Raw genomic sequence first — 21,179 nt, forward strand, 5'->3', positions numbered from 1 at the left:
TGCAAACCCCGGCGTTCGTCGTTTCAGGCGGCGATGGCCCGGTCGTAGATGGCACCTTGGGCCTGGAGTTGGGCGAGGATGCCGGCCCAACGGACAGCGGTCTTCGACCAGGGTTTGCGGTTGCCGGCTTCGAGGCGGCTCATGGCGGAGGCGCTGACACCGACGAGTACAGCCATCTCTGCCTGAGTGAGATCGGCGTCTTCACGGATCTGTCGCGGGTTGCAGGTGGCGAGCATGCGGCGGGCCATGAGGACCTGCAGTGGGCTCGGAGAAGTCATGGACCCATCCTCACTGACACTTGCGTGACAGTCAAGACTCACACGTAACAGTACTCGAACGTGAAGATCCGCCCTATGGGCTTCGGTATGCGACGGTGTCACGTCAGACTGATACGGTGCTACAGATTCGCAGCCAGGAGCCGATATGACCATGACCGCCGATGGGCTGGCCGCGCTGTACCGCGAGCGCATCCACGCCGAACAGTTGAAACCCGGAGACAGGCTCCCGTCGCTGGCCGAACTGCAGCAACTGCACGGCGTCGGCGCCGGCGCTGCGGGCCGGGCGATCGGCAAGCTGCGGTCGGAGGGCCTCATCGAGTCGCAGCACGGCCGCGGGAACTTCGTCAAAGCGCCACCGCCGAAGGTGAACGTCACCGACAACTGGGCTGACGCCGTCCAGCGCGGCACCGACCCTGACCGGATTGCCACGGTGCTGCGTGTGGCGAAGGTGCTGCCGCCGCCGCCCGTGCAGGAGATCCTCGGCGTCGCCGCCGATGAGCAGGTGGTGGAGCGGCATGCTCGCGTCGACTTCCGCGGCGCGCCGGGGCATCTGGAGTGGACCTACTATCCGGCCGACCTGGCGTTCGGTACCGACATCCTCCTGCATGACGTGGGGGAGGGCGGCGTGTACGAGCGGCTGGCGGAGCGGGGGGCTCGGGTGGACCGGTTCGTCGAGGAGATTGTCGCCCGGCTTCCGTCGCCGGCGGAGGCGGAGTTGCTCGCGGTTCGGCAGGAGGTTCCGGTGCTGGAGGTGACCAGGACGACGTGGGCGGGCCGACGGGCGGTGGAGGCGGGTCGGGCGATCCTGAACGCGGAGTTGTATCAGGTCACGCACGAGACGGTGCTGCGGAAGAAGGCCGCGAAAGGCTGACTGTCACGTAAGACTATTGCCTCTTACGTGACAGTCTGGCAAAGTGGTGGGTGCGACAAGCCCCGCCGGGTTCTCCGTATCGGCGGAATCCGGCGGGGCTTTCTCCATCCCAGACCACGAACGGAGCCCGCCGCGATGCGCCTCAAGACCGCCACCACCCGCCAGCTCAAGCCCGGCATGGTCATCCGCAGCCAGTTCGCCCTCGGCGGCGCCCCGTTCCGGCAGGTCGCCACCATCACCAAGCCGACGCCGTGGGCCGAGCGGCTCATCACCTTCACCGACGGCACCGAATACCTCGCCTCGGTCCTCAGCAGCTTCGACATCGCCACCAGCAAGCACGCCCGCCACACCGCGATCCGTTGCGCCACCTACCGGCCGACCGCGTTCGACGTGCTCACCGCGATGTTCCGGGCGTACGCCGCCGCCTAGCAGAACGGCCCCGCCTCCGCGCCAACGGAGAACGGGGCCAGAGCAGGGCTGCGCCAACAGCCCCACCCGACCGACCACCTGAACCACCAGGGAGCCGATCCACATGCAGGTTACCGACCAGACCGGCCAGCAGTTCGGGGCACTCATCATCACCACCTGGACCGACCACCAGGGCATCAGCATCCAGGTGTTCGCCGGCCCCACCCGCCAGTCCGCGCTGTCCGCCACCTACCCGCACGCCCAACGCGCCGAGGCGATCGCCTGGTACCGGACCATCCGCGACGCCGCCCTCGCCCGCACCCCGATCTGGCAGATCGAAGCCCAGGTGGCTTGCCTCATCGCCGCCGCGCAGGCCGCCGGGGGAGCGGACGCCGAGCTGGCAGCCGACATCAACGCCGTCCTCGACCAGGCCACCGCCACCATGCGCGCCGAGCTCGCCGCCGACCAGGCCGCGGTCGCCGACATCATGGCCGACAGCAAGCGCACGGGCGGCTGGACCGGTGCCCGCACCAACGCGAAGAACGCCGCCCTGCACCCCGAGCGCCGGATCCGGCCCACCCGCACTAACGTGCACGTCAAGCCGCTCACCCCCGCGATGCTCGACCTGATCTGCCACCACCGCAACGGCGTCGTCACCACCCGCCCCGGCCAGTCGTGGACCGTGTTGCGTGGCATCTACGAGCGTGTCGGCGGCACCCCCACCTACCGGCCCGGCACCCGCATCATCGCCAGCCTCCGGCTCAACGAGCGTGGCCTGAGCGCTGCCGACCAAGGGCCGGTGGCGGCGTGATCTGGAAGAACCCTCCCGCCGATCAGCTCACCACCTACGAGCGGCAGCACAACGCCTGGATCGTCTCCGGCGACGAAGTCCAAACCGGAGACGTTCTGGTCCTCCTCGGCCGCTGCTTCCGCATCGACCGGTTCACCCCCTACGAGGGCACCGTTCTCGACGACCCAGAAGCGCGGGACGCCTGGACCGAGGGCTACGTACTGCTCCCCGTGCAGCCCGGCCAGCGCTATCGAATCCTGCCCCGCCCCGACAACACCAAGGACACGCCATGACCGACAAGCCGACCGAGCACCTCGAACACGCCATCGCCGAGCAGCAGGTCCGCACCGTCATGGCCGAATACCCGCACCTGCCGATCGTCGCCGAGTTCTACCGCGGCAGGGGCAACGACCGCGACGTGGCCTACACCGCGAACGCCGGCTCCTGGTTCGTGCTGGTGCTGCCGAGCAGCCTGTACGTGGCGGTTTCCGCGCAAGGCCCGACACCGCTCGGCACCGACATCATCGGCAGGGCCGTGTCGGTGGACTACCCGCGGCGTGCCGACCAGCCCACCCAAGTCGATTTGGAGGCGCTCGGTGCTTCGCGGTTCTACGTGGAGTTGGTGGCGGCGATTCGGGAGAAGGCCGCCGTGGTCGAGGCTGCGGGGACGGCGGCATGAGCGCCGCCTTGTGGCAGGTAGTCGGCACCGGCCTGGACGGGGTCACCCGCCACGGCACCTACCCCACCCAGCGTGAAGCCGAAGACGCCGCCGCCGAGCTCGCGAACCTGCTCGACGACAACGACCTGACCGAGTACTACGCCGAACCCGCCGAGGAGACGCTGTGACCGCCACCCGCGACTACGCGATCCGCCGGCTCGGCGCCGACATCCTCACCATCGACGGCGATCGGCCGCGACCACGCACGCACACACTGATTCGCGACCCGAAGGAGCGCGCCATGCACCGTGACCGCAGCAAGGACACCAACTACCGGCCGGAACCGTGTCAGCCGTGTGCCCCCATGTTCGGAGAGGATGCCGCACATGCAGACCTGGAATACCCCGCACCGGACCCGACCCCGGAACAGTTGGCCGCCGACGGGCAAGCCGTACTCGACCGCATTCGCTCCATCGCCGCCAACTGACCGCCTGCCGGGCGGCTCCGGTCGCCCGGCCCCACCCGAGGAGAACCCGCATGAACGACAACCCGCAGCTGCTCATCTCCGACGAAACCCTCGCCGAAGTCGCCGCCATGGAAGAACGCGACCGCCTCGCCGGCGGCCCACCGTGGGAGATCGCCGACCATCCCGACAACTTCCAGCCCGGCGGCTGGCACCGCGGCCAACTGTGGGGGATGAGCATCGACGAGGAGATTCCCTGATGCGCGTCGACCGCTCAGACGATCCCAGCCTGGACCTGTGGGAGCAGCACTACGCCGCCGAGGACGACTCGGTCACCTGTACCAACCAGCGCTGCGGGCACCCCGTGTGGCGGCACTACGGCAGCGTGCCCGGACTGGACCGGGTGTGCTCGTGCGGTTGTACCGCGTGGGGCAAGACGCCCGACGCCGTTCTTGCCTGGATCGAGGGTAAGAACGGCGAGGAGAACGTCTGATGGGCTACCTGCCGCTGAGGGACACGTTCGACCTGGAGCATGCCGCCGCCGACATCGACGCCCTGGTCGAGCGGATGGCCGTCGAGTACCGGGCCGGGATCCACGAGGACCAGTGCGCGTGTCCCGGCTATCCGGTCACCTGCAAGATCGGTGCCGGGATGGAGCCGGAGAACGACTTCGTGATCGGCTGGCTGCTGCGGGAAGGCTGGATCAGCCTCGACCAGATCCGCAGCGCGACAGCGTAGGTGCCCGCCCCGGCACGGGGAACGGGGCGGACCACACCAGCATCGAGCCACCCAGCCCGCCGTGACGCGTAGGCACACGGCGGGTTTCTGCTGCCCGAACGGCCCCGATCGGCGGTTCGATCGGGTGGCGGTAATCCCCGGAACGGCGTTGTTACCCGACGGGATCCTCCGACCGGCCACACCACATCACCCAGAATGATCGATCGCGGTCAGAAAGGCCCATGGAGGCACCCCTTACGCGGGCGTAACGTTCCGTCCCACCACGATCACCTGACGCTACAGGAGGCAACGATGCCGACATCAGCCGAGGTCATCCAGATGGCAGTCACTGCCGTCACCGAATCCGCCGCACGCTACGGCGTCACCGACACCACCGTCGCCGAACTCCGCAACCGCATCCACGGCAAACCCGGCTACGCCGAAGGCTATTTGAACGGCAACCTCACCGCGCTGCTGGTCCGGATCGCCGACGACCACCACACCGACTGCGACGAGCCGATCTGCCGCACCTGCGACAACCTACGAGACGCCCTCACCATCCGGCTCGCCGACATGACCACCGACCCCCGCATGCGTCGGCCCCGCCCTGCACGATGGCCGCTCCAGGGCTGACCTAACTCAGCCGCCGGCCCGTGACGGGGACACGCATGCCCGCCCACAGGTCGGCAGGCGGCGGTAACGGTTCCACACGCTCCCACAGGGCGTTGCCCGCCGCTGGCGGCGGCCCGGCATCGACGGGCGACGCCGGAATCTGGATCGGCGGGCGGGTGTCACCGACAGCAAGGGTGGCCGTTTTCGGCCGGACAGCCCTACCGCGCCCGGCCGCCCGCACGTCGATCTGGCTGTCGCGGAGGCGGCCGCCGCCGTCACGGAGTCCGTGCCAGCGGCGGCCGGTCACCTCGAGGACGACTTCGGCGCCCGTCCAAGCGCGAGTGGGGATGAGGACGGCGCCTTTCTGTCGGGCCCGCGCCGACAGAGCCTTCATGACCGTGTCGCTGGTGCCGGGCGGAGGTTGAACGGCGACCAGGTCGATGCCGTCGAGCAGGGAGGCGACGATGGTCGGCCAGTCCGGGCCGGGCTCCGGCACGAGGGCGAGCCGGTCGAGGGGCACGCCGGCCTCTGCGGCGGCGAGGCACCCGAACTCGGGTTTCCCGACAACCGCAGCCCAACTGCCGGTGTCGCGCATGGCGGCGGCGAGCAGGGTGATGAGCAGGCTGGTCGAACCGACCGCCGCGATCGTGGTGCCGCGGCGCAGGCCGGTCCACGGCAGCAGCGGCAGGATCTGCGGATCGCACGGCAGCAGTTGGGTGGTGGCGGGGGTGATGTCGTCGCCGGTGGTGACCGGCTGGGTCAGCAGGGCGGTGGTGCCGCGAGTCTGGGCCTGCTGGTTGACGCGTGCGAGAGCGGCGTGGACGTCGTCTACGTCGCCGATGAGACCGCCGTTCCATGGCGCCATGCTGTGCTCCCCGTGCCAGTGCTGGCCGCCGGGGAAGAGGCGACACGTCGTTGACCAGCCGGTTCGCGGGCCGACTCGAACGGATGTTCTAGACGTGACTGTAGCGCATGATCATGGAATGGGCAGCAGAGAGCCCCGGACCGAAACCCAGGGCCTACTGCGCTCAGGCCAGCTTCGCCGCCAGCTCGGCCACCATCTCCGGCGGAAGGCGCCGCTTCAAGGTCTCAGCCACCTGTTCCGCCGAGTCCGCACGGACCGTAAATGTTGGTGGGCGGAAGCCGGCCTGAACCATGGCAGCATGCGCTGTCATCTTCTTTTGCACCACCTGCTGATACAACTCCGGCGCGTCGCGCTCAAGGCGATTCAAGGCGTATCGGCGACTGGTGCCGCGGTGCACAGTCACTCATCACCACCGAGAATTGCGGCCAACCGCTTGATGTCGTCCGGATCCATGGTGCGGCGCAGCGCCTCAGCCACCCGCTCAGGGGAAGACACGACGATGCGTGGGCGACGCCAACCCAACTGATGCGCGGCGGCATTGGCGGTCAATTCGCCCGAGATTACGCGAGCGGCCATCTCAGGAGCGGATGACTTGAGTCTGGAAAGAATGTGATCAGCTGTTTCTCGTTTCAAAACAGTGGCACTGTTTTGAAGGTAGTCAGAGCGTCGATCTCCTCCCCTGGACGAGGCAATGGGAATCTCCGACAGGAGCAACGTCTTCACCTGATCTCGCATTGCAGCTATGCGGTAGGCAACCTTTGGAACCGCCTCGTGGGGATGACGCAGGCCAAGGACCTTCGGCAGCTGGTCCGGATCGAAGCCCAGACCAAACGGCTTTCGCGCTTCAACGAAGTCCCGGAACCGGCCCGCGAACGACACCCCCTTCGCGTCACACATCCGCTCCCACGTGCGGTCTTCGACAATCGCCGCAAGGAGATCCAGCGCCCCGGCCGGCGACGCTCCATCGCGATGCAGCGCCTCCCCTGCCCGGTGCACCCGGCGCTGCTCATCGGTCAGTTCAGGCATCGACACCTCACGCATACCGGTCACACGATCGCCTCCTCAGGCAGCGAGCGGGCCGTGTTCAACCTCTTCAACGCCTGCTCAACGGTCCACACGTCATCGGCATAGCAGCCCGCCGCCGCGTTCACGGACGCCGTCACCCGCTTCACGTTCGCCCGGAACTGCGGGTGCTTCGGGTCCATGCCCCGCCGCGCCAGATACGACGTGATGGCCTTACTGGTCTCCCGGTTGATTGCCTTGATCTGCTCCTGCTCGGTCAGTGGTGCCGCCGTCGACACCGGCAGAGCCTGTTCAGGAACATCGGCGCGTGTGGCGGCCATCTCCGACAGTCGCAGCCCCAACTTCTCGGCGAACTCCTTCAGCTTCGTCACGTCCTCCACCGAGTCGATGTCGTGCTTGATCGCCCGAATCAGCATCAACTCATCGGCGTCCACCTCCGAATCGTTACCGACAGCCCTGACCTGGGTAGCGTGCGCCGACTCGACCCAGCCGAGTTCGTCCTCTCGGGTGCGGCTTGCGCCCGCTTCCCGGTCCGCGTCGGCCTCACGGCGCGCACGCTCCCGCAGCCCCTGCTCCGACTCGCCACGCATGAACTCGATGAACCTCGTCATCTCAGGGTCGTCGGGGCAGATCACACGACACGACTGGCCCCGCCGTTCGGCGCCCTTCCACATGCGCAACCCTCGGCCCACCAACTGCGACAAGTGCCCCCAGTCGCGGTAGTTGGTGAGCACCCCCACCACCGTGATCTCGGGGCAGTCATAGCCGATGAACGCCTTACGGACCGTGACCAGCACGTCGGCGGCCTGGGACTTGAAGTTGCGCAGCGACCGTTCGGCCTCCTCGCCATCACCGGAAACGGAGATCATCACCTTGAGGTCTGGGTACTGGCGACGCAGGTACGCCTCCACCGCCTTGGCCTCGCTCTGCTGCATGCACGAGATCAGACCGCGATACGAGCGGTGCAAGCGCTGCTTCTCCCGCACCGCGGCAACAACCTCGTCCGCGATCGGCTTCCACACGTCGGGCTTACACATGACTTCCCGCAGGTCTGCGCCACTGAGAGACAGGTCGTACTCGTTGACGGTGTTGTCGACGTACTTGTACCGCACCCGGGCGTCGATCATCGTCGCTTCGAAGCGCCGCAGATAGCCCTCCGCGATGCCCGTGGCATAGCCGGCCTCGGCATGGTGAACGAGTTTGCGTTTCCCTTCCTCGTCCTCCGGTTCGTAGTCGGCGAGGATCAGCGGCTGGCCGTCGGAACGGTACGGCGTTCCGGTCAGCAGCAGCGTGTGGGCGGCGTACTCGTGCATCTCCCGCATCCACCGGCCGGCCGCGGTTCCACCGGTCTCGTCGTCGTCGCCGGACGTTCCACAGAACTGGGCTTCGTCGGCGACCAGCAGGAACCGGCCTTTGTTCTTGGCGGCCCAATGGTCGATGTAGATGTCGGGAGACTTCACCAACGCCGAATAGGTGGTGACCATGCCGACGCCGCGTTCACCCGGCGGGATAAGCGGCAGCCGGTTCGGGACGTGCCGGAACGCAGACAGACGGCTTCGGGAGTCGAACAGCCGATGGTCGCCGCCGAAGATGTTGCCGTTCGGTTCGGGCTGGTCGAGGCGGTGCAGCCATGACACTTCGCACTGGCGGGCAAGAACGAGGCGGGGTACGAACACGGCGGCGTAGTCGATGAGGCCTTCCCGGTACAGGTAGGTGGCGACGGCCTGGTAGGTGAGGGTTTTGCCGGAGCCGGGGCTGGCGAGGACGACGGTGGTTTTCCGGTCAGAGGAGAAACCGTCGAGGACGCTTTTGACGACCTCGCCTTGGAACGGGCGGGGTTTGAATGTGTCGGCGTAGGCCATGGGCTGGGCTCCTTTGCGCAGGTTGCAGCCAGCGCAGAGCGCTTGGCCGTTGACGAGTTCGGTGGCCCCGCCGTGGGTGTGGGCCTTTTTGTGGTCGGCATGCCATCCGGGCGGCAGCGGGTTGCCGCATTCTTCGCAGGTGCCGTCGGAGGAGATGTAGAGCAGGTTGCGTTGCCGGTTACTGAAGCGTCGACGTGGGTCGCGGTCGCTGCTCAAACGGCGCTCGGGGTGATCGTTTCCATGAGGCGAAGCTAGATCGCTTCCTGTTGGCGCTGACGGACCCGATGTGCGTTATATTCGGCGTCACATTCGCTGCTGAGCAGCGGAAAAGGCCCCGTGCCGTAACAGCACAGGGCCTTTTTGTCAGGTCAGATGGCCAGTGCTTCCGGCACCCGCCACTCCGGGTGCGGATCCTCGGCAGGGTCACCGGTCTGCGAACCACCATGCGTCGCCCGCAACAGGAACCGGCTGCCGTCCGCGGCGACCAGGCCGACCCCGGCCGGCGCGACACCACGAGCATCCGTCGGGCCGAGATCCGGCAGCGCGACCAAACGCCACGCCTTCAACTCGGCCGGGCGGGCAGCATCGAGCAGCTTGACCGCCAGCACGGCGATCCGCTGGGCGCCGAGCTTCGGCGGCGGCAGCACCTCCGGCAGGTCGACCGGGGTTTCGCCCCGCCAGGTGGTGCCCCACAGGTAGGTGGAACCGCCCCGCGTGTCCTTCACCGCAACCCCGGCCGGCGACTGCGGGGTGCCTTCCCCGTAGAGGCGCACGTCGGCAACGTCCGGATGCTGCGCGGCAACGAACAGCCGTTGGAGCAGGTCCAGTACGTCGACCAACTGCATGACGCCTCCAAGATCACACGGGTGGGGTGAGCCTACGCCGGAGCCCGGAACTCCGCAGAAACCCGGGCCAGCACCGGCGTCGACTCCAACTCGTGCCGCTCCGCATGCTGGACGTCCGCCGCGGCACGCATCTGCCGGTGCGTGAACCCGCCGTGAGCCTCCGCCAGATCGATCTCGACCTTGCAGTACTTCCCACACGGATACTCGACGTAGTACGTCTCCTGCGGCTCGCCGGTCACTGCTCACCCTCAACTCTCGTGTGCCCGCTACTCCGCTGCTCGATCTCCGCCACTTGGCGGAGAAGCTCCCGAGCCTCCGCAACCGCCCGCTGACGCCGCTTCTTCTCACCCGGCAGCGGGAACAGACCCATGCCGACCACCGTCAGAGCAGGCGTCTCGTCGCCCATCAGGCACCTAGCCCGTGGCGGACGTGCCGGCCGATCCGCTGCTCCAGGTCCTCCAGCGCGAGATGGGCGGCCTCGTGCCAGCCGGACAGGTTCGGGTCGTCCAGGATCTCCCGCAACACCCGCGGATCCTGCGACTGCGGCATCGTGGTGGACGCGGGCGGCGTCATCGTGGCGGTCACTGCGCACCCGCCTCGGCGAGCGCCTTGTTGGCCTCGGCCCGAATGTTCTCCAGCGCGGTGTGCGGCGCCTCGGCCCCACCATCCGCCACCAGAATGATCTGCACCAGTGCGGCCCGGAACCGGTCGTGGTCCGCCGCCATTAGTTCCAGTCGATCGTCATGTCCCATGGTTCAGTTCTCCTCGTCCAGGAATGCGAGCCGCGCGACCCGATACGTGTCACGGGGCCGGCCGTACAGGTTGTTGGCATCGGACTGCAGTTCGGCCGCGTGTTCGACGGCCTGCGCCCGGTCGGTTTCGGGCCACACGCTGAACAGTTGCTCAGTAGCCTCGCTGCCGCGATCCCGACGGTGCAGGATCACGTACTGCGGAACAGAGGTCATCAGATCTCCTCGAAGGTGTCGTTGCAGGTACACACGAACTCGCCTGGCGTCAGGTCGGGCGCATCCCACGGCCTTAAGCCGCACGTCGGGCACGGAAGGGCAGGCGCAGACAGCCGGCCGTGCGCGTCCTCGACCACACCCAGCTCGGCGAGCGCATCCGTCAGGAACCGGGACGTCGACAGCACCTGAAACCGGGCGGCCAGATCTGTGCGGGTGGAAGCGCCGGCCGCGATCGCGGCGAGCACCGTGTCAGCGGTGATGTCACGGGCGCTCACGGCCGCTGCACCTTGACGTCGGCGCCCAAAGCGCGGGCCACATCCTCCGCCACGACCGCGGCAACCAGCGGCGTCGACAGCGGCGGCTCGTCGGGAAAATCGGAGTCGTCGGACGCTGACCCGATCGGCTTACCGTCGGCGTAGATCGTCAATGCCGACGGGGTGTGCCAGCGGATCAGGACCGTGGGCACGACGGCTCCCGGTAGCGGGCCAGCGCCTGCTCGAACACGGGATCGTCGTCCAGGAAGCTGTGGCCGGGGAAGTCGGCGTCCGGGATGGCCGGCTCCGGCAGGGCATCGATGGCCTGCACGGACACGCCAGCGTGCCCGCACGCCATGCGCACGACCGACACCGGCGCCGCCAGCCGCGGCAGGTGCGAGTCGAACGTGAACGTCTTCGGCTCGCCGCCGGCTAATTCCTCGGTGCAGACCAGCGCCCAGCCGCGGTCCTCGTTCCAGCCCAGCCACACCTCATCCCAGTTCGCAAACCAGTCCGCCGCAGCCGGCGACCGGGGGTCGAGCTGGATGCCACCGCCGCGCGGATCCTCGTCCTCGGCGTGCTCGTTCAGGGTCTCGAACCCGGCATGAATCAGCGCCTCCTGAACGGCGGCAATGTACGGGCCGTGGTCGGTGCTCACTGCTGGTCCTCCTCGGCAGAAACCCTGAGGACCGACACCCGGTCCTCAGGTATGGAACCCAGCAGCGTCATCCGCGCATCGTCGGCGTCAACCGCGGTGACAGTGCTGGTGTGGATCTGGCGCGGGGTGGACTCGTCGAGGAACACCCACTCGACAGCGAAGGGCACCGCAGTCACGCCGCCACCTCGAACACCCGGCCGGCGAGCGCCTCCAACTCGGCGTACACCGCCCGGTCGGTGACACCGCCGTCACGCAGCCGCTCCCAGATCGGCCAGGCCAGATCGGTGACGATCGCGTCCTCATCACAGGTATCGCCGTGCACCGAGCACGACCAGCCTGACTCGGGCCCGTTCGGGCGGTGCTCGCCAATCACGTTGAACACCCAGTGCCCGGACTCAGTGGGCGCCAGGTTGCCGGCCAGGGCAGGGCTCATTCGGGCCAGCGACGTGAACCCGGCGGCCCGGGAATGCAGCAGCGACAGGGAGACGGCGCCGTACGGGCCGCGAACCTCCCAGTAGTGGTAGGTGCCGTTGTCGGCGGGTCTGGTGGTGTGGCTTTCAGTCAACATTGCGGGCTCCTCAACGGTTGAGCAGGTCGGCGGCGGTCAGACCATTCACGTCGACCGTCTTAGACACCATGTCGGCGGCGATCAGGGCCTCGTCCTCGTCGTACTCGACCGCCCGAGACATGGACGGATACCAGTCGCCGTCGGCGGTCAAGTAGTAGGCGCCCCAGGTCACCAGCCACCGATCGGTGGCGCCCCGACGCTGGACCCGGATGACCAGGTGTCGCCAATCCCGGTGGTCGCCGGGCAGGGCACACACGGCGTGTTCGGTGACCATGTGTTGAGCAGCCATCAGGCGTCGCCGTCCAGCGGAACCACCCGGATCGACCCAGGTCCGTCCACGTCCAAATCGGAGTAGTAGTCGGTGGCCGGTTTCCAGCCGGCAGCCTGCAGCCCTTCCAGGATGCGGCGTGGGGCCAGGAAACCACCCACCTGTGCCTTCATCGGAAGTAGGTAGTCCTGGCCGTCGACCCTGATGGTGCCGTCCTGGCGGGGCAGGCGGCCGTCGCTGTCGACGGTGAAGTAGGCGATCATCGGGTCTTGATCCAAACCCGGTCGCGGTCAGCCTGGTCGTAAATCTCGTCGAACCAGCCGTCGAACTCGTCCGGCCCGGAAGCGACCGCTAGGTTCTCGACGGCCTCCCCGAACTCGTCGAAACCGTCCGCGTCCCGGTTCTGGTACCAGCGCGAACGCTTGATCCGGTCGGCGATGCGGGCGTACCGCTCGGCCTGGGACAGGTCGGTGTTGTGGAACAGGTCGGCCAGGTCGACGGTCTCGTCCCAGACGGGCTGGCCGTTGTTACGGCGCTCGGTGGCCACGCGGTGCGCGGCGAGCATCGAATCGATGGTGCGGGGCATAGTGGCCTCCAAGTCAGCGGGGGAGCGGGTAGCCGGCGCAGTAGTCCACCGGGTGCGTCTCACAGACGCCCGGCTGCGGATGGTCGGTGGAGTGATGCCGGTCGTCGGCGCCGTACCCGCAGGTGGGGCAGATCGGCCAGGCAATCCAGCGGCCGTCGCCGAGACGGGACACGATGCCGCGGCGGGCACCGGATTCCAGCGCCTGCTCGGCGTCCTCAACGGCGAGGTTGGTCATCGCGGCGATCGAGTCGACCGTTAGACCGGTGTCACCGCCCAGGTCGGCAGCCGCGTGCACGGCGAGCACCAGGTCCAGGGTGATGGCAGTCATTGGCCGATACCTGCCTCGCGGCGTACGGCGCGGTAGTAGTCGATGTGTCCGCATGGGTTCTTCCATCCGTGCACGTTGAGCCGACGTGATCCGTCGTAGGAGAGGGTGTCGAAGACCTCGCCTCTCGGCCCGCCGCAGGTTGGGCATTCCCAGATCAGGGTGACGTCAACGGAGTGGAAGCCAGCGTGGTGTTCGCTGGCCGGGATCCGGACGGTCTTGGTGATGATGTCCACGATCATCAGACGCCCTCCGATCCGTCCGGCCACACGATCCGAGGCTGGACCTCCACTGCCCGGCCGTCACGGATGACGATTCGGAACACGTCGCCGGGTTCCTCACCCCAGCCCTGCAGATAGCCGGTAAACGTACGGCCCTCACCCCAACGGGACACGATCTCCTGCACATGCTCGACAGCCTTGTAGGCGGTGTACGAACCCATACAAGCGGCAATCGCAGTCACCTGCCGCCGGTAGGCGCCGGGCACCCCGTCGATCGGCGTTTCGATGACCGTTACGGCCACGTCCTTGTCACCGAATCGGCCAGGGGCGTGGAACCCGGCGGCGATGACATCGTCGGCGGGGATGGGCGGATGGATGCCGATCTCGCCGGTGAAACGAACGTCGTAGCTCACCGGAACTCGGCCAGCTTCTCGCCCAGCGCGTACACGGCGTCGGCGTACTTGACGTGCTGGTGCAGTGCCATCGGGTCCGAGTCGCCGATCGCTTCGGTGGTGACATCGAACCAGTGGTCCTGTGGGTCGTAGTCGCGGGAGAGTGCGTCGTCGCGCTCAATGACCTTCCATTCATCGCCGCTGCGCACGAGAAGGACGGTGCCGTCCTTCGGCTCGTTCGCGGTGAGGACGGCGGTGGCCTGCTCGCTGTGAGGCATGTGGTTCCTTTCAGATCAGGCGGGTTCGCAGTCGAGGCAGTCGACTGCGGAGAACGCCGGGTGTAGGTGGCAGGGCAGCAGGAGTTCGGTGTCGTCCGGGCTCAGCCAATGGAGCGCGGCGACCCGAGTGATGTGCTCCCACAACGCGGGCGCTGGGCGCGCATCGGCTCCGAAGTCGTTGACGAGGTGCGCAGGTACCAAAGCGAGGACCCGGCCGTTGTGACAGATCGACAGCGGCATGGAGCCTGATGCGTCCTGTCGGTCAAGTGAGTCGCTCATGGTCGCCTCTGGCTCGTTACTGAGTACATGTAAACACTAACAGGCGAGGTTACTGGGTCAAGGGGAACAGGAACCGATAGCCTGATCGTGTGCCGCGTCCACCCTTCGAGCCCGACGACGAACAGCAAAAGGTGCTGCTCGCCTTGGTCAACCTCGCCGCTCAACGGCAAGCCATCGAGGAGCAGATCGACAGACTGATCGTCGAGGCTGGGCGGCTAAGGGTTCCAATCAACCGAATTGCTGAGGCCGCCGACCTGGCTCGAAAGACGATCTACCGACACCTCGGCAAGCCGATGAAATAGCGAGCGCCCCGCCAACATCTCGGCGGGGCGCTGTCAGTGCTGCTCGTCCAGATGGATCTCGCACGCCTGCACGGTGTCCTCGAAATGCCCGCGGTCGGAGATGACTTCACCGCACGGGCACACGCCTTCCGCCCACGGTTCACCGTCCGGGCGGTCCGCGTCACGAACCTGGATCACGGTCGCGCCGTCATCCGACACCACCAGCACCCGCGCCATCAGCCGGCCACCTGCTCGCCGCGCATCTCCCGCACGGCGGCGATCCGGTCGAGGAGCCGCTGTTTCGCCGTCTCCGCCACCCAGCCAACAGCGGGCTCAGCCTGGACCCGCTGCTCCAGCAAGTCCAGCTCGGCCGCGTCCATGCCGAGGTAGTAGTCGAGCGTCCCGACGCGTGCGCTCACGCCGGCACCGCCGCCCGCTCGGCCCGCACCTCGACAACATCGCCGTGGTGAATCTCCTCGCCATGCTGGTAGACGGTCACGCCGTCACGCCACAGGCAGTAGCGCACGTCCTCGTAGGTGGTGGTCGTGTCGTCGGCGTGCCGCACGATCAACAGGTCAGCGGGCAGGTCAGCCACGGAACGGCTCCCGATCATCGTGCTTGCGTGCGGACTCGGCCAGCAGTTCGGCCAGCGCCTGGGCGGCGGTGTCGAGCACCGGAACCGGCTGCCGCCGCCAGCGTCGTTTACCGTTGAACATGGTTCCTCCGATAGGAATCGTTGGGCGGCCCGGCGTCTCACTGCTGCGGGCCGCCCGTCTCGTCTGTTACGACCCGCCGGGCACTACTCGGATACGGCCCGCCGCACCAGCGCGATCGTCTCCGCCGTCAACTCCGGGCTTGCCGGGGTGAGCGGCGCGAAGTCGTACTCGACTTGATCCCAGGACCGAGGCTGGCCGATACCGTCATGGACCTGCGGATCGAAGCCGGGGCCATCGGTGCGGGGATACCACGAACTGCCAGCAAAGATGGCGTACGACGGCGCCGGGCAGTCGTCGACCCGAACCCATGTGCCGCCGAGCCGATCGACCCAGCCGGTCAGGTTGTCGGGCTCGTTCACCGCGCCGTCCATCCGGCCCGCCAGTGGGCGATCTCGTCGACCGGAATCGGCATCTCGCCGGAGCCGGGAACACTGTTCCACGCCCGGCACATACGGGCGTGGATCTGCTCGTCGGACTCGTTCGGATGCTGGGCGAGGAACGACTCGACCATCGTCTTGCCGATCGGATCCCGCCCGGCCACGCCACCGGTGTAGTCGATGCTCACGCGTAGAACTCCTCACGGTCGGCGGCCGGGCCGCGGCCTGCCTTCTTCCACACGGCGGCCAGTCGGAGGCGCGACTCGTAGGTGAAGCCGTCTTCGGTGGGAAGGGCCTTCCATACGGACACGCCGGCGGCTTCGGCGGCGTCCACGACGCCCAGCGCGAGCTTCTTGTCGTAGTCGTACTTGTCGCCGAACTGTTGGTAGTAGGCGTTAACGTCTTCGCGGCAGTGCTGGTAGTGCAGGGGCGGCACCGCCGGGCCGGCGGGTTGGGGGCTGTTGTCGCGGGTGATGCCGAACATCGGTCCTCGTTTCTCGGCGTCCAGGGGGTCTGACCGGCCGCCGGACCACCAGCACCAACCGATCCAGGGGGCTAGATCGGTTGGTGCTGGTGGCCGGGTGGCCGGTCAGACCGTGCTGGCAGTGACGGCCGGGTAGACGGCTCGGACAGTTGCCAGGCACCACCGCATGCGGGCCGCTGTCTCGGTGGGGTGGTCGCCGTACCGCTGGGCAAGCCGTGCCGCGCAGCCGTCGACCCCGTACGCAGTGACGGCGCCAACGACGGCCTGGTGGATCAGGCCGGGCGTCGGATCGTCGGACGGCTGAACAGTGGAAGCGTGCAGCGCCTCGGCGGCGACGATCAGTTCAGCGCCGGTCACCACTGAACCTCCTGCCGCACGGAGGCGTCGGCGGCGCGCAGGCCGCACTCGTCGCAGCGCAGCTCACCGGACGAGGTCACCGACATCAGTCCGCCGCACGGGGGAGGGCAGGTGGCGTGCTCGTCGTCCGGCCAGGACGACCGCGGTGTCGGCTCGGGCAGCGGCGCCATCACAGGCTCCGGCCGGTGAGGGCGGGCGCACATGCGGGGCAGACCGGTACGGGCCGGCGATGCCCGAACGGGGCGTCGGGGCACGACGAATCACCCCACGAGTCGCAGCCGTCGAAGAACGGCTCCTGCTCCACGATGCTGGCACCACCACGGGTGACGACCCGGTAGTCGTCATACACCGGCCACCGGCAGTCCAGGTCGTGATGCAGGTAGGGCACGTCGATGTGGATGCGGGTGGCGGGGTCGAACACGTCGTCGACCCGGTACCAGGCGCGCTGTCCGGGAATGTCAGCGAACGTCAATGCGGGAGCGGTCGTGACGGTCATCGGGCGCCGCCGCGGGAGTCCAGACAGACCAACTCGACCCCAGCGGGTACCGCCATGGGCTCCGGGTCGGACATGTCCCGCGAGTAGCCGAACCCGTCATGCGCGGTCGGCAGGCGGCGGGCACGACGCGCCCGCATCAGGCGGGCGGCCTGGGCGGTCACGACACCGCTCCGGCCAGGGCCCGGCGCCGCGGGTGCCGGCGTACCCGAACCGGCTCACCGGCCGGCACGTCACCCGCCCAGACGTGAACCTCGTCCACCGGGAACGGCCGCGGCCGGGCGGCCTGGAAACGCCCGTACTCCTCCGGCGTCTCGAACCCGCTGTGAAACTCGGTACCGTCGGCGACCGGCTGGCCGTCACGGATCAGCGCCCACGAATAGGTAGCCATCACGCCCCCTTGCTGTGGGTGCGCAGCCAGTCAGCGACACCCTCCGCGATCTGCGAGTCGGCGTCGCGGCGCAGTGCGGCGCGGGACGGGTGATGGGGGAGCCGGGGCTCGGACAGCGCCGGCCGACTGGTGTCCAGCTCGATCTGCCACTGCCGGAAGTCGTCGAAGCCGCCGGTGGGCGGGGCGTACACGGTGGTGGACATGTGGTCCTCCTCGGATACGGGTCGTGCGTCAGTGGGAAAGGTCAGTGGGGGAGTCCGGCGGCAGCCCGGCCAGTAGTGGTGGGCTGGACGTCCGTGCGGTTCACGGCCAGCAGGCCGGCGAACACGAGCGCACGCGCCTGCTGGGCGTCCGGCTCGGGCAGCAGCACGCCGTCGAGCCGGAACACACCGTCCTGGTAGGTGAGCGTGTCGCGGACGGCGCCGTCGATCAGGTAACGCTGGGTGCTGGCGAGCGCGATCATCGGCCACCGGCCAGGGCGAGCAGGACACTGCTGTCAGGGTTGCCGTCCCACGACACGGCGAGCCCGGCGGCTGCCAGCGCGTCGACCAGCAGCCGGGCAACCTCCGGATGGCTGTGGTGCAGCCACACCTCCGTCACCGGCTTGTTGGTGTGTCCGTACCGGAGGGTGCCGTCGGCGTCCCAGTAGGCCCCGCGATGCTCGTCGCAGCCAACATGCGTGCCGACCCACCGGCCGGTACCCGCCGTAGCGGCGGCTTTCAGATAGTCGGCGTGGTCCCAGTCGCGGACCCCCGACGAGCCGGACAGGTCGACGACAACGGCGACACCCTGGCCGCGGAGGTTCGCGAGCGCGGTGTCGAGCCGCTCGCGGTCGGTGCCGGTCATCAGGCGACCGTCAGGCTGGCGTGGAGACGCGCCTGCGCCTCCCGCATGATCGTGACCTTCATATGCAGTTCGGCGAGAAGCCGCTCAGCGTTGTAGAGGTCCAGGTCGTAACTGCCGACGTGCAGCCGTGGCGCCGGGTCGCAGTCGGCCTGTGACATCTGCAGTCGCAGCGGGCGGCTGCCGAGGGCGGGGATGCCAACGACGGGGGTTTCGTGGGCGACGACCTCGTCGGGCTGTTCGTCGTGGATGCGTGCGCAGTAGGCGGGGCAGGTGCGGGTGAGAGTCGCACTAGGCACGGGATCCTCCAGGAGGTATTCCGGCCGGGGCAGGGGAGTCTCTGTCACGCCAACCCCGGCCGGGAGAAGGCGGCTGAATGCCTACCTCCACCGTGCACCCTGCGAGCAACTCAGTCAAGCAACTCAAGCAACATTTGCTAGCATCAGTGATGCCAGGTTGGAATCCCAGCACCAACAACCCCGGACTCTCCGTAAAGAGGGCCGGGGTCGTTGTGTTTCGGCCCAACCTGATGCGACCATCAAGCAAAGTTGCTCAAGCCGTAAGCAACCCAGCGGAAGGCGAGACCATGCAACTCACCCACCTGTTCACGTGGAAGAACTCCGGCGGCGGCAACTGCCCCGCCGTCTATGCCACCGACCGCGACAGCCTCGTCGTGCAGGGCTACACCCTCGGCACCGACGCCGCCGCCCAGATGGTCAACGTCGCCGCCAATGAAAGCGGCATCGAGATCCCCTACACACTCGCTGAGCAGATCGCCGACATGGTGAACGCCCGGCGAGGCCAGTAACACCCGAACAACACCGAAGCCCCGGACCCGAGCGAACGGGGTCCGGGGCTTAGCTCATGTAGCAGCAACCGTCCGAAAGGTCGGCGCACCATGCACACCATGATCTTTTCCCTGGGATTCGACCTGGCAGTCCACCGCCCGGAGAGAAGAGAGAACACATGACCACCGAAGAACGTGACCCCATCGGCGGCAGGCTCAAAGCCGCCCGCGAAAACGCACGATTCACCGGCACCGAACTCGCCGAGATGCTCGGCTGGGCAGCCAGCACCGGCAAGTTCAAGGTCTCCAAGATCGAACGCGGCCGACAGATCCCCACCGCCGACGAAATCACCGCCTGGGCGCAGGCCACCGGCATGAACGAACGCCTCCGCGACCAACTCATCCACATGGCCGCCGAAGCCGAAGCCAGCCGCGACACCTACAGCAAACGCGCAGCCCATGGCCAGGAGCCCATCCAGGACGACTACACCAAACGCGCAGCCCGCACCAAGCGGTTCACGTTCTTCGAGATGACGTTCATCCCGCGCTACCTGCAAACCCCCGACTACATGCGGGCCATCCTGCAGGAGCACCACGACAAACATGGCAGCGTCAACGACGTGGCCGCCGCCGTCCGCAAACGGCAGGAGTCGGTTCGCTTCCTCACCGACCCCGACAAGCAGTTCACGTTCCTCATCGACGAGCCCGTGCTCCGGCGACGCCGATTCCCGACCTCAATCATGCGAGCCCAACTGTTCCACCTCAGCTCCGCCATCGGCCTCGACAACGTCACCCTCGCCATCTACCCGTCCCTGTCCCGGCCGGTAAACAGCAACACCGAATCATCGTTCGAAATCTTCGACGACGAGGCATGTATCGAAACCGCCGTCACCGACGAGGAACATTTGGCGGACAAGGTGGAGATCCTCGAAGCCCTGTTCGCTCGCTACTGGCAGGACGCCGTCACCGGCGAAGACGCCCGCCACCTCATCCTCGACGCCATCAATCACCTTCCCGCCTAGGAGATCGCTGTGCGCCGCACTATCACCAACGACGAATTCTGGGCCCAACTCGCCGGCTACCAACGGTCTGCCTGGCGGTGGGAACAGCAGGCCGCGTACGACGTGACCTACGAGCAGGATCAGTGGCAGGCGTGGCTGGCAGGGCGGCCGATCCCGCCGACCGAGAACAAGGAGCTCGGGGAGTGGATGGCCCAGGTGCGGCAGCAGACCTCGAGCGGCAAAACGATCGGCCGAGTTCGGGTCGTCGACACGCCACCTACCGACTACCAGCAGTGGATGCGGTGGATGGACCGCTGGAACCGTGAATCCGGTGAAACGGTGCAGTACCTGACTCGCAGTGTCGCCGAGGCGGAGGGCATCATTCCGGCGATCGGCCCTCAAGATTGGTGGCTGTTCGACGATCAGCGCCTCATGGTGATGTACCACGACGAGCAGGGCCGGCCGGTGCGGTACGAGCTCGTCGAGGACGAGCCGGAGGTGGAGCAAGCTCTGCGTTGGCGGGCGCTCGCTATCGCAGCTGCGAACAGGGAGGCTGCCACCTCGCAGCACTGAACGAACGACGGAAGACGGCCCGCGCCGGTGATGGCGCGGGCCGTCTTGGTTTCCGCTATGCCAGGGGCACTCGAACGCCTGCGGTGAACATCGACTCATGAACGACGATCGTCGCGGGTTTCGTGCCGGCGGGTACGTCGAACACCAGCACACCCTTGATCTTGTTTCCGGGGTTGATGTTCTCCAGCCACGTCTGGTTGTCGTCGTTCACCGCCAGTTCCGCGGCAGAGTCGACGGAATATTCGGTGCCGGCCTCGTCGTAGGCCTTCTGTGAGTTGCTGTCGAAAATCTCCGCCGAGGTGCCGACGTTCTTCACCGTCACACTGACCTGGCAGAACTCGCCCTGGGCGCGGACCTCGTTGAACTGGCCGCCCACCTTTTTGGCGCCGCATTTCATGCCGGTGACCGTGAACTCGAACTTGCCGTCCTTGGCGGGCTTGCCGAGCTCACCAGCGGCAGCGTTCTTGCCCTTGTTGTTGTCATCCATCTCGGTGGCAGCATCGCTGACCACCTTTGCGGTGCCGCCGAGGACCAACGTGAACAGGCCGACACAGCCGAGGATCCCGACAACGACGACACCGGCAACGATCCACGGCCAGCGCTTCTTCTTTGGCGGCGGAGGTGCGCTGTACGGGTCTCCGGTGGCCGGCGGGTATGAGGACTGCTGATGCGACATGCGGAATCGGCTCC

General features: G+C 67.5%; 53 protein-coding genes. 15 read left to right on the top strand and 38 right to left on the bottom strand.

Annotated elements, in window-relative coordinates; translation table 11 throughout:
* Positions 1–23: 23 nt before the first annotated feature.
* Positions 24–278, bottom strand: a complete 255-nt coding sequence (locus IEZ13_RS32885) for a helix-turn-helix transcriptional regulator (protein ID WP_183225178.1) — start codon at positions 276–278, stop codon at positions 24–26.
* 145 nt (positions 279–423) lie between these two features.
* On the opposite strand from IEZ13_RS32885, the gene IEZ13_RS32890 reads away from it, so the two are divergent.
* From IEZ13_RS32890 to IEZ13_RS32940, 11 genes are all read left to right on the top strand, one after another.
* Entirely contained in the window at positions 424–1,149 is a 726-nt protein-coding gene (locus IEZ13_RS32890; RefSeq protein WP_183225177.1) for a GntR family transcriptional regulator, read from the top strand.
* A 135-nt stretch (positions 1,150–1,284) separates the two neighbouring features.
* Positions 1,285–1,578, top strand: a complete 294-nt coding sequence (locus IEZ13_RS32895) for a hypothetical protein (protein ID WP_183225176.1) — start codon at positions 1,285–1,287, stop codon at positions 1,576–1,578.
* A gap of 103 nt (positions 1,579–1,681) precedes the next feature.
* Positions 1,682–2,368 carry a hypothetical protein gene (locus IEZ13_RS32900; RefSeq protein WP_183225175.1) on the top strand — a complete coding sequence of 229 codons (687 nt, stop codon included), beginning with the start codon at positions 1,682–1,684 and terminating at the stop codon, positions 2,366–2,368.
* A complete protein-coding gene (locus IEZ13_RS32905) occupies positions 2,365–2,640 on the top strand; it encodes a hypothetical protein (protein ID WP_183225174.1) in 276 nt (91 codons plus the stop codon). Before IEZ13_RS32900 ends, IEZ13_RS32905 begins: the two co-directional genes overlap by 4 nt.
* The gene (locus tag IEZ13_RS32910; protein ID WP_183225173.1) at positions 2,637–3,026 is read left to right on the top strand and encodes a hypothetical protein; all 390 of its coding nucleotides are present in this window, start codon (positions 2,637–2,639) and stop codon (positions 3,024–3,026) included. The genes IEZ13_RS32905 and IEZ13_RS32910 overlap by 4 nt, the downstream gene beginning before the upstream one ends.
* Complete coding sequence (locus tag IEZ13_RS32915) at positions 3,023–3,193, top strand: hypothetical protein (protein WP_183225172.1); 171 nt, start codon at positions 3,023–3,025, stop codon at positions 3,191–3,193. The genes IEZ13_RS32910 and IEZ13_RS32915 overlap by 4 nt, the downstream gene beginning before the upstream one ends.
* Positions 3,190–3,492 carry a hypothetical protein gene (locus tag IEZ13_RS32920; protein ID WP_183225171.1) on the top strand — a complete coding sequence of 101 codons (303 nt, stop codon included), beginning with the start codon at positions 3,190–3,192 and terminating at the stop codon, positions 3,490–3,492. The genes IEZ13_RS32915 and IEZ13_RS32920 overlap by 4 nt, the downstream gene beginning before the upstream one ends.
* A gap of 50 nt (positions 3,493–3,542) precedes the next feature.
* The gene (locus IEZ13_RS32925) at positions 3,543–3,728 is read left to right on the top strand and encodes a hypothetical protein (protein ID WP_183225170.1); all 186 of its coding nucleotides are present in this window, start codon (positions 3,543–3,545) and stop codon (positions 3,726–3,728) included.
* Entirely contained in the window at positions 3,728–3,961 is a 234-nt protein-coding gene (locus IEZ13_RS32930) for a hypothetical protein (RefSeq protein ID WP_183225169.1), read from the top strand. The genes IEZ13_RS32925 and IEZ13_RS32930 overlap by 1 nt, the downstream gene beginning before the upstream one ends.
* The gene (locus IEZ13_RS32935; protein ID WP_183225168.1) at positions 3,961–4,206 is read left to right on the top strand and encodes a hypothetical protein; all 246 of its coding nucleotides are present in this window, start codon (positions 3,961–3,963) and stop codon (positions 4,204–4,206) included. Before IEZ13_RS32930 ends, IEZ13_RS32935 begins: the two co-directional genes overlap by 1 nt.
* A gap of 291 nt (positions 4,207–4,497) precedes the next feature.
* On the top strand, positions 4,498–4,818 hold the full coding sequence (locus IEZ13_RS32940; protein WP_183225167.1) for a hypothetical protein: 321 nt from the start codon (positions 4,498–4,500) through the stop codon (positions 4,816–4,818).
* Position 4,819: 1 nt separating this feature from the next.
* On the opposite strand, the gene IEZ13_RS32945 is transcribed toward IEZ13_RS32940, so the two are convergent.
* The 21 genes from IEZ13_RS32945 to IEZ13_RS33045 all read right to left on the bottom strand — a co-directional run bounded on the left by IEZ13_RS32945 (position 4,820) and on the right by IEZ13_RS33045 (position 13,907).
* Positions 4,820–5,662, bottom strand: coding sequence for a hypothetical protein (locus tag IEZ13_RS32945; protein WP_183225166.1), 843 nt, complete (start codon positions 5,660–5,662; stop codon positions 4,820–4,822).
* A gap of 163 nt (positions 5,663–5,825) precedes the next feature.
* A complete protein-coding gene (locus IEZ13_RS32950; protein WP_183225165.1) occupies positions 5,826–6,065 on the bottom strand; it encodes a hypothetical protein in 240 nt (79 codons plus the stop codon).
* Complete coding sequence (locus tag IEZ13_RS32955; RefSeq protein ID WP_183225164.1) at positions 6,062–6,712, bottom strand: hypothetical protein; 651 nt, start codon at positions 6,710–6,712, stop codon at positions 6,062–6,064. The genes IEZ13_RS32950 and IEZ13_RS32955 overlap by 4 nt, the downstream gene beginning before the upstream one ends.
* The gene (locus tag IEZ13_RS32960) at positions 6,709–8,763 is read right to left on the bottom strand and encodes a DEAD/DEAH box helicase family protein (protein ID WP_183225163.1); all 2,055 of its coding nucleotides are present in this window, start codon (positions 8,761–8,763) and stop codon (positions 6,709–6,711) included. Before IEZ13_RS32960 ends, IEZ13_RS32955 begins: the two co-directional genes overlap by 4 nt.
* A 152-nt stretch (positions 8,764–8,915) precedes the next feature.
* Positions 8,916–9,392 (bottom strand): hypothetical protein, encoded by a 477-nt coding sequence (locus tag IEZ13_RS32965; protein WP_183225162.1) that lies wholly within the window; start codon positions 9,390–9,392, stop codon positions 8,916–8,918.
* A gap of 32 nt (positions 9,393–9,424) precedes the next feature.
* On the bottom strand, positions 9,425–9,631 hold the full coding sequence (locus tag IEZ13_RS32970; RefSeq protein WP_183225161.1) for a hypothetical protein: 207 nt from the start codon (positions 9,629–9,631) through the stop codon (positions 9,425–9,427).
* Positions 9,632–9,797: 166 nt separating this feature from the next.
* Positions 9,798–9,977, bottom strand: coding sequence for a hypothetical protein (locus tag IEZ13_RS32975; protein WP_183225160.1), 180 nt, complete (start codon positions 9,975–9,977; stop codon positions 9,798–9,800).
* Entirely contained in the window at positions 9,974–10,117 is a 144-nt protein-coding gene (locus IEZ13_RS32980) for a hypothetical protein (RefSeq protein ID WP_183225159.1), read from the bottom strand. The genes IEZ13_RS32975 and IEZ13_RS32980 overlap by 4 nt, the downstream gene beginning before the upstream one ends.
* Before the next feature lie 30 nt (positions 10,118–10,147).
* Entirely contained in the window at positions 10,148–10,357 is a 210-nt protein-coding gene (locus IEZ13_RS32985) for a hypothetical protein (RefSeq protein ID WP_183225158.1), read from the bottom strand.
* Positions 10,357–10,632, bottom strand: a complete 276-nt coding sequence (locus IEZ13_RS32990) for a hypothetical protein (RefSeq protein ID WP_183225157.1) — start codon at positions 10,630–10,632, stop codon at positions 10,357–10,359. The genes IEZ13_RS32985 and IEZ13_RS32990 overlap by 1 nt, the downstream gene beginning before the upstream one ends.
* On the bottom strand, positions 10,629–10,823 hold the full coding sequence (locus tag IEZ13_RS32995; RefSeq protein ID WP_183225156.1) for a hypothetical protein: 195 nt from the start codon (positions 10,821–10,823) through the stop codon (positions 10,629–10,631). Before IEZ13_RS32995 ends, IEZ13_RS32990 begins: the two co-directional genes overlap by 4 nt.
* Positions 10,808–11,269, bottom strand: a complete 462-nt coding sequence (locus IEZ13_RS33000; protein ID WP_183225155.1) for a DUF6292 family protein — start codon at positions 11,267–11,269, stop codon at positions 10,808–10,810. The genes IEZ13_RS32995 and IEZ13_RS33000 overlap by 16 nt, the downstream gene beginning before the upstream one ends.
* Positions 11,266–11,445 carry a hypothetical protein gene (locus tag IEZ13_RS33005; protein WP_183225154.1) on the bottom strand — a complete coding sequence of 60 codons (180 nt, stop codon included), beginning with the start codon at positions 11,443–11,445 and terminating at the stop codon, positions 11,266–11,268. The genes IEZ13_RS33000 and IEZ13_RS33005 overlap by 4 nt, the downstream gene beginning before the upstream one ends.
* Positions 11,442–11,837, bottom strand: coding sequence for a hypothetical protein (locus IEZ13_RS33010; protein ID WP_183225153.1), 396 nt, complete (start codon positions 11,835–11,837; stop codon positions 11,442–11,444). The genes IEZ13_RS33005 and IEZ13_RS33010 overlap by 4 nt, the downstream gene beginning before the upstream one ends.
* 10 nt (positions 11,838–11,847) lie before the next feature.
* Entirely contained in the window at positions 11,848–12,126 is a 279-nt protein-coding gene (locus IEZ13_RS33015) for a hypothetical protein (protein ID WP_183225152.1), read from the bottom strand.
* Positions 12,126–12,368, bottom strand: coding sequence for a hypothetical protein (locus tag IEZ13_RS33020; protein ID WP_183225151.1), 243 nt, complete (start codon positions 12,366–12,368; stop codon positions 12,126–12,128). The genes IEZ13_RS33015 and IEZ13_RS33020 overlap by 1 nt, the downstream gene beginning before the upstream one ends.
* Positions 12,365–12,691 (bottom strand): hypothetical protein, encoded by a 327-nt coding sequence (locus tag IEZ13_RS33025; RefSeq protein WP_183225150.1) that lies wholly within the window; start codon positions 12,689–12,691, stop codon positions 12,365–12,367. The genes IEZ13_RS33020 and IEZ13_RS33025 overlap by 4 nt, the downstream gene beginning before the upstream one ends.
* Before the next feature lie 13 nt (positions 12,692–12,704).
* Entirely contained in the window at positions 12,705–13,019 is a 315-nt protein-coding gene (locus IEZ13_RS33030; protein ID WP_183225149.1) for a hypothetical protein, read from the bottom strand.
* Positions 13,016–13,258, bottom strand: coding sequence for a hypothetical protein (locus tag IEZ13_RS33035; RefSeq protein WP_183225148.1), 243 nt, complete (start codon positions 13,256–13,258; stop codon positions 13,016–13,018). Before IEZ13_RS33035 ends, IEZ13_RS33030 begins: the two co-directional genes overlap by 4 nt.
* A complete protein-coding gene (locus tag IEZ13_RS33040; protein WP_183225147.1) occupies positions 13,258–13,650 on the bottom strand; it encodes a DUF6205 family protein in 393 nt (130 codons plus the stop codon). Before IEZ13_RS33040 ends, IEZ13_RS33035 begins: the two co-directional genes overlap by 1 nt.
* Positions 13,647–13,907 (bottom strand): hypothetical protein, encoded by a 261-nt coding sequence (locus IEZ13_RS33045; protein WP_183225146.1) that lies wholly within the window; start codon positions 13,905–13,907, stop codon positions 13,647–13,649. The genes IEZ13_RS33040 and IEZ13_RS33045 overlap by 4 nt, the downstream gene beginning before the upstream one ends.
* Positions 13,908–14,275: 368 nt before the next feature.
* On the opposite strand from IEZ13_RS33045, the gene IEZ13_RS33050 reads away from it, so the two are divergent.
* Positions 14,276–14,488: a hypothetical protein gene (locus tag IEZ13_RS33050; protein ID WP_183225145.1), complete on the top strand. Its 213-nt coding sequence runs from the start codon at positions 14,276–14,278 to the stop codon at positions 14,486–14,488.
* 33 nt (positions 14,489–14,521) lie between these two features.
* Here IEZ13_RS33050 and IEZ13_RS33055 read toward each other — a convergent pair whose 3' ends face one another.
* From IEZ13_RS33055 to IEZ13_RS33120, 15 genes are all read right to left on the bottom strand, one after another.
* A complete protein-coding gene (locus IEZ13_RS33055; protein WP_183225144.1) occupies positions 14,522–14,704 on the bottom strand; it encodes a hypothetical protein in 183 nt (60 codons plus the stop codon).
* On the bottom strand, positions 14,704–14,886 hold the full coding sequence (locus tag IEZ13_RS33060; RefSeq protein ID WP_183225143.1) for a hypothetical protein: 183 nt from the start codon (positions 14,884–14,886) through the stop codon (positions 14,704–14,706). Before IEZ13_RS33060 ends, IEZ13_RS33055 begins: the two co-directional genes overlap by 1 nt.
* On the bottom strand, positions 14,883–15,062 hold the full coding sequence (locus IEZ13_RS33065) for a hypothetical protein (RefSeq protein WP_183225142.1): 180 nt from the start codon (positions 15,060–15,062) through the stop codon (positions 14,883–14,885). The genes IEZ13_RS33060 and IEZ13_RS33065 overlap by 4 nt, the downstream gene beginning before the upstream one ends.
* On the bottom strand, positions 15,055–15,183 hold the full coding sequence (locus IEZ13_RS47640; RefSeq protein WP_260179525.1) for a hypothetical protein: 129 nt from the start codon (positions 15,181–15,183) through the stop codon (positions 15,055–15,057). Before IEZ13_RS47640 ends, IEZ13_RS33065 begins: the two co-directional genes overlap by 8 nt.
* 83 nt (positions 15,184–15,266) lie before the next feature.
* Positions 15,267–15,542 (bottom strand): hypothetical protein, encoded by a 276-nt coding sequence (locus IEZ13_RS33070; RefSeq protein ID WP_183225141.1) that lies wholly within the window; start codon positions 15,540–15,542, stop codon positions 15,267–15,269.
* On the bottom strand, positions 15,539–15,748 hold the full coding sequence (locus IEZ13_RS33075) for a hypothetical protein (protein WP_183225140.1): 210 nt from the start codon (positions 15,746–15,748) through the stop codon (positions 15,539–15,541). The genes IEZ13_RS33070 and IEZ13_RS33075 overlap by 4 nt, the downstream gene beginning before the upstream one ends.
* The gene (locus IEZ13_RS33080; RefSeq protein ID WP_183225139.1) at positions 15,745–16,044 is read right to left on the bottom strand and encodes a hypothetical protein; all 300 of its coding nucleotides are present in this window, start codon (positions 16,042–16,044) and stop codon (positions 15,745–15,747) included. Before IEZ13_RS33080 ends, IEZ13_RS33075 begins: the two co-directional genes overlap by 4 nt.
* 105 nt (positions 16,045–16,149) lie before the next feature.
* Entirely contained in the window at positions 16,150–16,401 is a 252-nt protein-coding gene (locus IEZ13_RS33085) for a hypothetical protein (protein WP_183225138.1), read from the bottom strand.
* A complete protein-coding gene (locus IEZ13_RS33090; protein ID WP_183225137.1) occupies positions 16,398–16,571 on the bottom strand; it encodes a hypothetical protein in 174 nt (57 codons plus the stop codon). Before IEZ13_RS33090 ends, IEZ13_RS33085 begins: the two co-directional genes overlap by 4 nt.
* Complete coding sequence (locus tag IEZ13_RS33095; RefSeq protein ID WP_183225136.1) at positions 16,571–16,897, bottom strand: hypothetical protein; 327 nt, start codon at positions 16,895–16,897, stop codon at positions 16,571–16,573. Before IEZ13_RS33095 ends, IEZ13_RS33090 begins: the two co-directional genes overlap by 1 nt.
* 157 nt (positions 16,898–17,054) lie before the next feature.
* The gene (locus IEZ13_RS33100) at positions 17,055–17,285 is read right to left on the bottom strand and encodes a hypothetical protein (RefSeq protein WP_183225135.1); all 231 of its coding nucleotides are present in this window, start codon (positions 17,283–17,285) and stop codon (positions 17,055–17,057) included.
* Positions 17,285–17,488 (bottom strand): hypothetical protein, encoded by a 204-nt coding sequence (locus tag IEZ13_RS33105; RefSeq protein WP_183225134.1) that lies wholly within the window; start codon positions 17,486–17,488, stop codon positions 17,285–17,287. Before IEZ13_RS33105 ends, IEZ13_RS33100 begins: the two co-directional genes overlap by 1 nt.
* A 41-nt stretch (positions 17,489–17,529) precedes the next feature.
* Positions 17,530–17,748 (bottom strand): hypothetical protein, encoded by a 219-nt coding sequence (locus IEZ13_RS33110; protein WP_183225133.1) that lies wholly within the window; start codon positions 17,746–17,748, stop codon positions 17,530–17,532.
* Positions 17,745–18,131: a DUF6891 domain-containing protein gene (locus IEZ13_RS33115; RefSeq protein ID WP_183225132.1), complete on the bottom strand. Its 387-nt coding sequence runs from the start codon at positions 18,129–18,131 to the stop codon at positions 17,745–17,747. The genes IEZ13_RS33110 and IEZ13_RS33115 overlap by 4 nt, the downstream gene beginning before the upstream one ends.
* The gene (locus tag IEZ13_RS33120; protein ID WP_183225131.1) at positions 18,131–18,427 is read right to left on the bottom strand and encodes a DUF6907 domain-containing protein; all 297 of its coding nucleotides are present in this window, start codon (positions 18,425–18,427) and stop codon (positions 18,131–18,133) included. The genes IEZ13_RS33115 and IEZ13_RS33120 overlap by 1 nt, the downstream gene beginning before the upstream one ends.
* A gap of 287 nt (positions 18,428–18,714) precedes the next feature.
* Between IEZ13_RS33120 and IEZ13_RS33125 the strand changes: the two genes are divergently transcribed.
* The 3 genes from IEZ13_RS33125 to IEZ13_RS33135 all read left to right on the top strand — a co-directional run bounded on the left by IEZ13_RS33125 (position 18,715) and on the right by IEZ13_RS33135 (position 20,489).
* Complete coding sequence (locus tag IEZ13_RS33125) at positions 18,715–18,936, top strand: hypothetical protein (protein WP_183225130.1); 222 nt, start codon at positions 18,715–18,717, stop codon at positions 18,934–18,936.
* Positions 18,937–19,094: 158 nt separating this feature from the next.
* Entirely contained in the window at positions 19,095–19,937 is an 843-nt protein-coding gene (locus IEZ13_RS33130) for a Scr1 family TA system antitoxin-like transcriptional regulator (RefSeq protein WP_183225129.1), read from the top strand.
* A gap of 9 nt (positions 19,938–19,946) precedes the next feature.
* Positions 19,947–20,489, top strand: a complete 543-nt coding sequence (locus tag IEZ13_RS33135; protein ID WP_183225128.1) for a DUF6879 family protein — start codon at positions 19,947–19,949, stop codon at positions 20,487–20,489.
* 55 nt (positions 20,490–20,544) lie between these two features.
* Here the strand turns inward: IEZ13_RS33135 and IEZ13_RS33140 are convergent, their stop codons facing one another.
* Entirely contained in the window at positions 20,545–21,165 is a 621-nt protein-coding gene (locus tag IEZ13_RS33140; RefSeq protein ID WP_183225127.1) for a DUF4352 domain-containing protein, read from the bottom strand.
* Positions 21,166–21,179: the final 14 nt, after the last annotated feature.

Origin of the sequence: Actinoplanes campanulatus (assembly GCF_014647795.1) — a bacterium.
Taxonomy (GTDB): Bacteria; Actinomycetota; Actinomycetes; order Mycobacteriales; family Micromonosporaceae; genus Actinoplanes; species Actinoplanes campanulatus.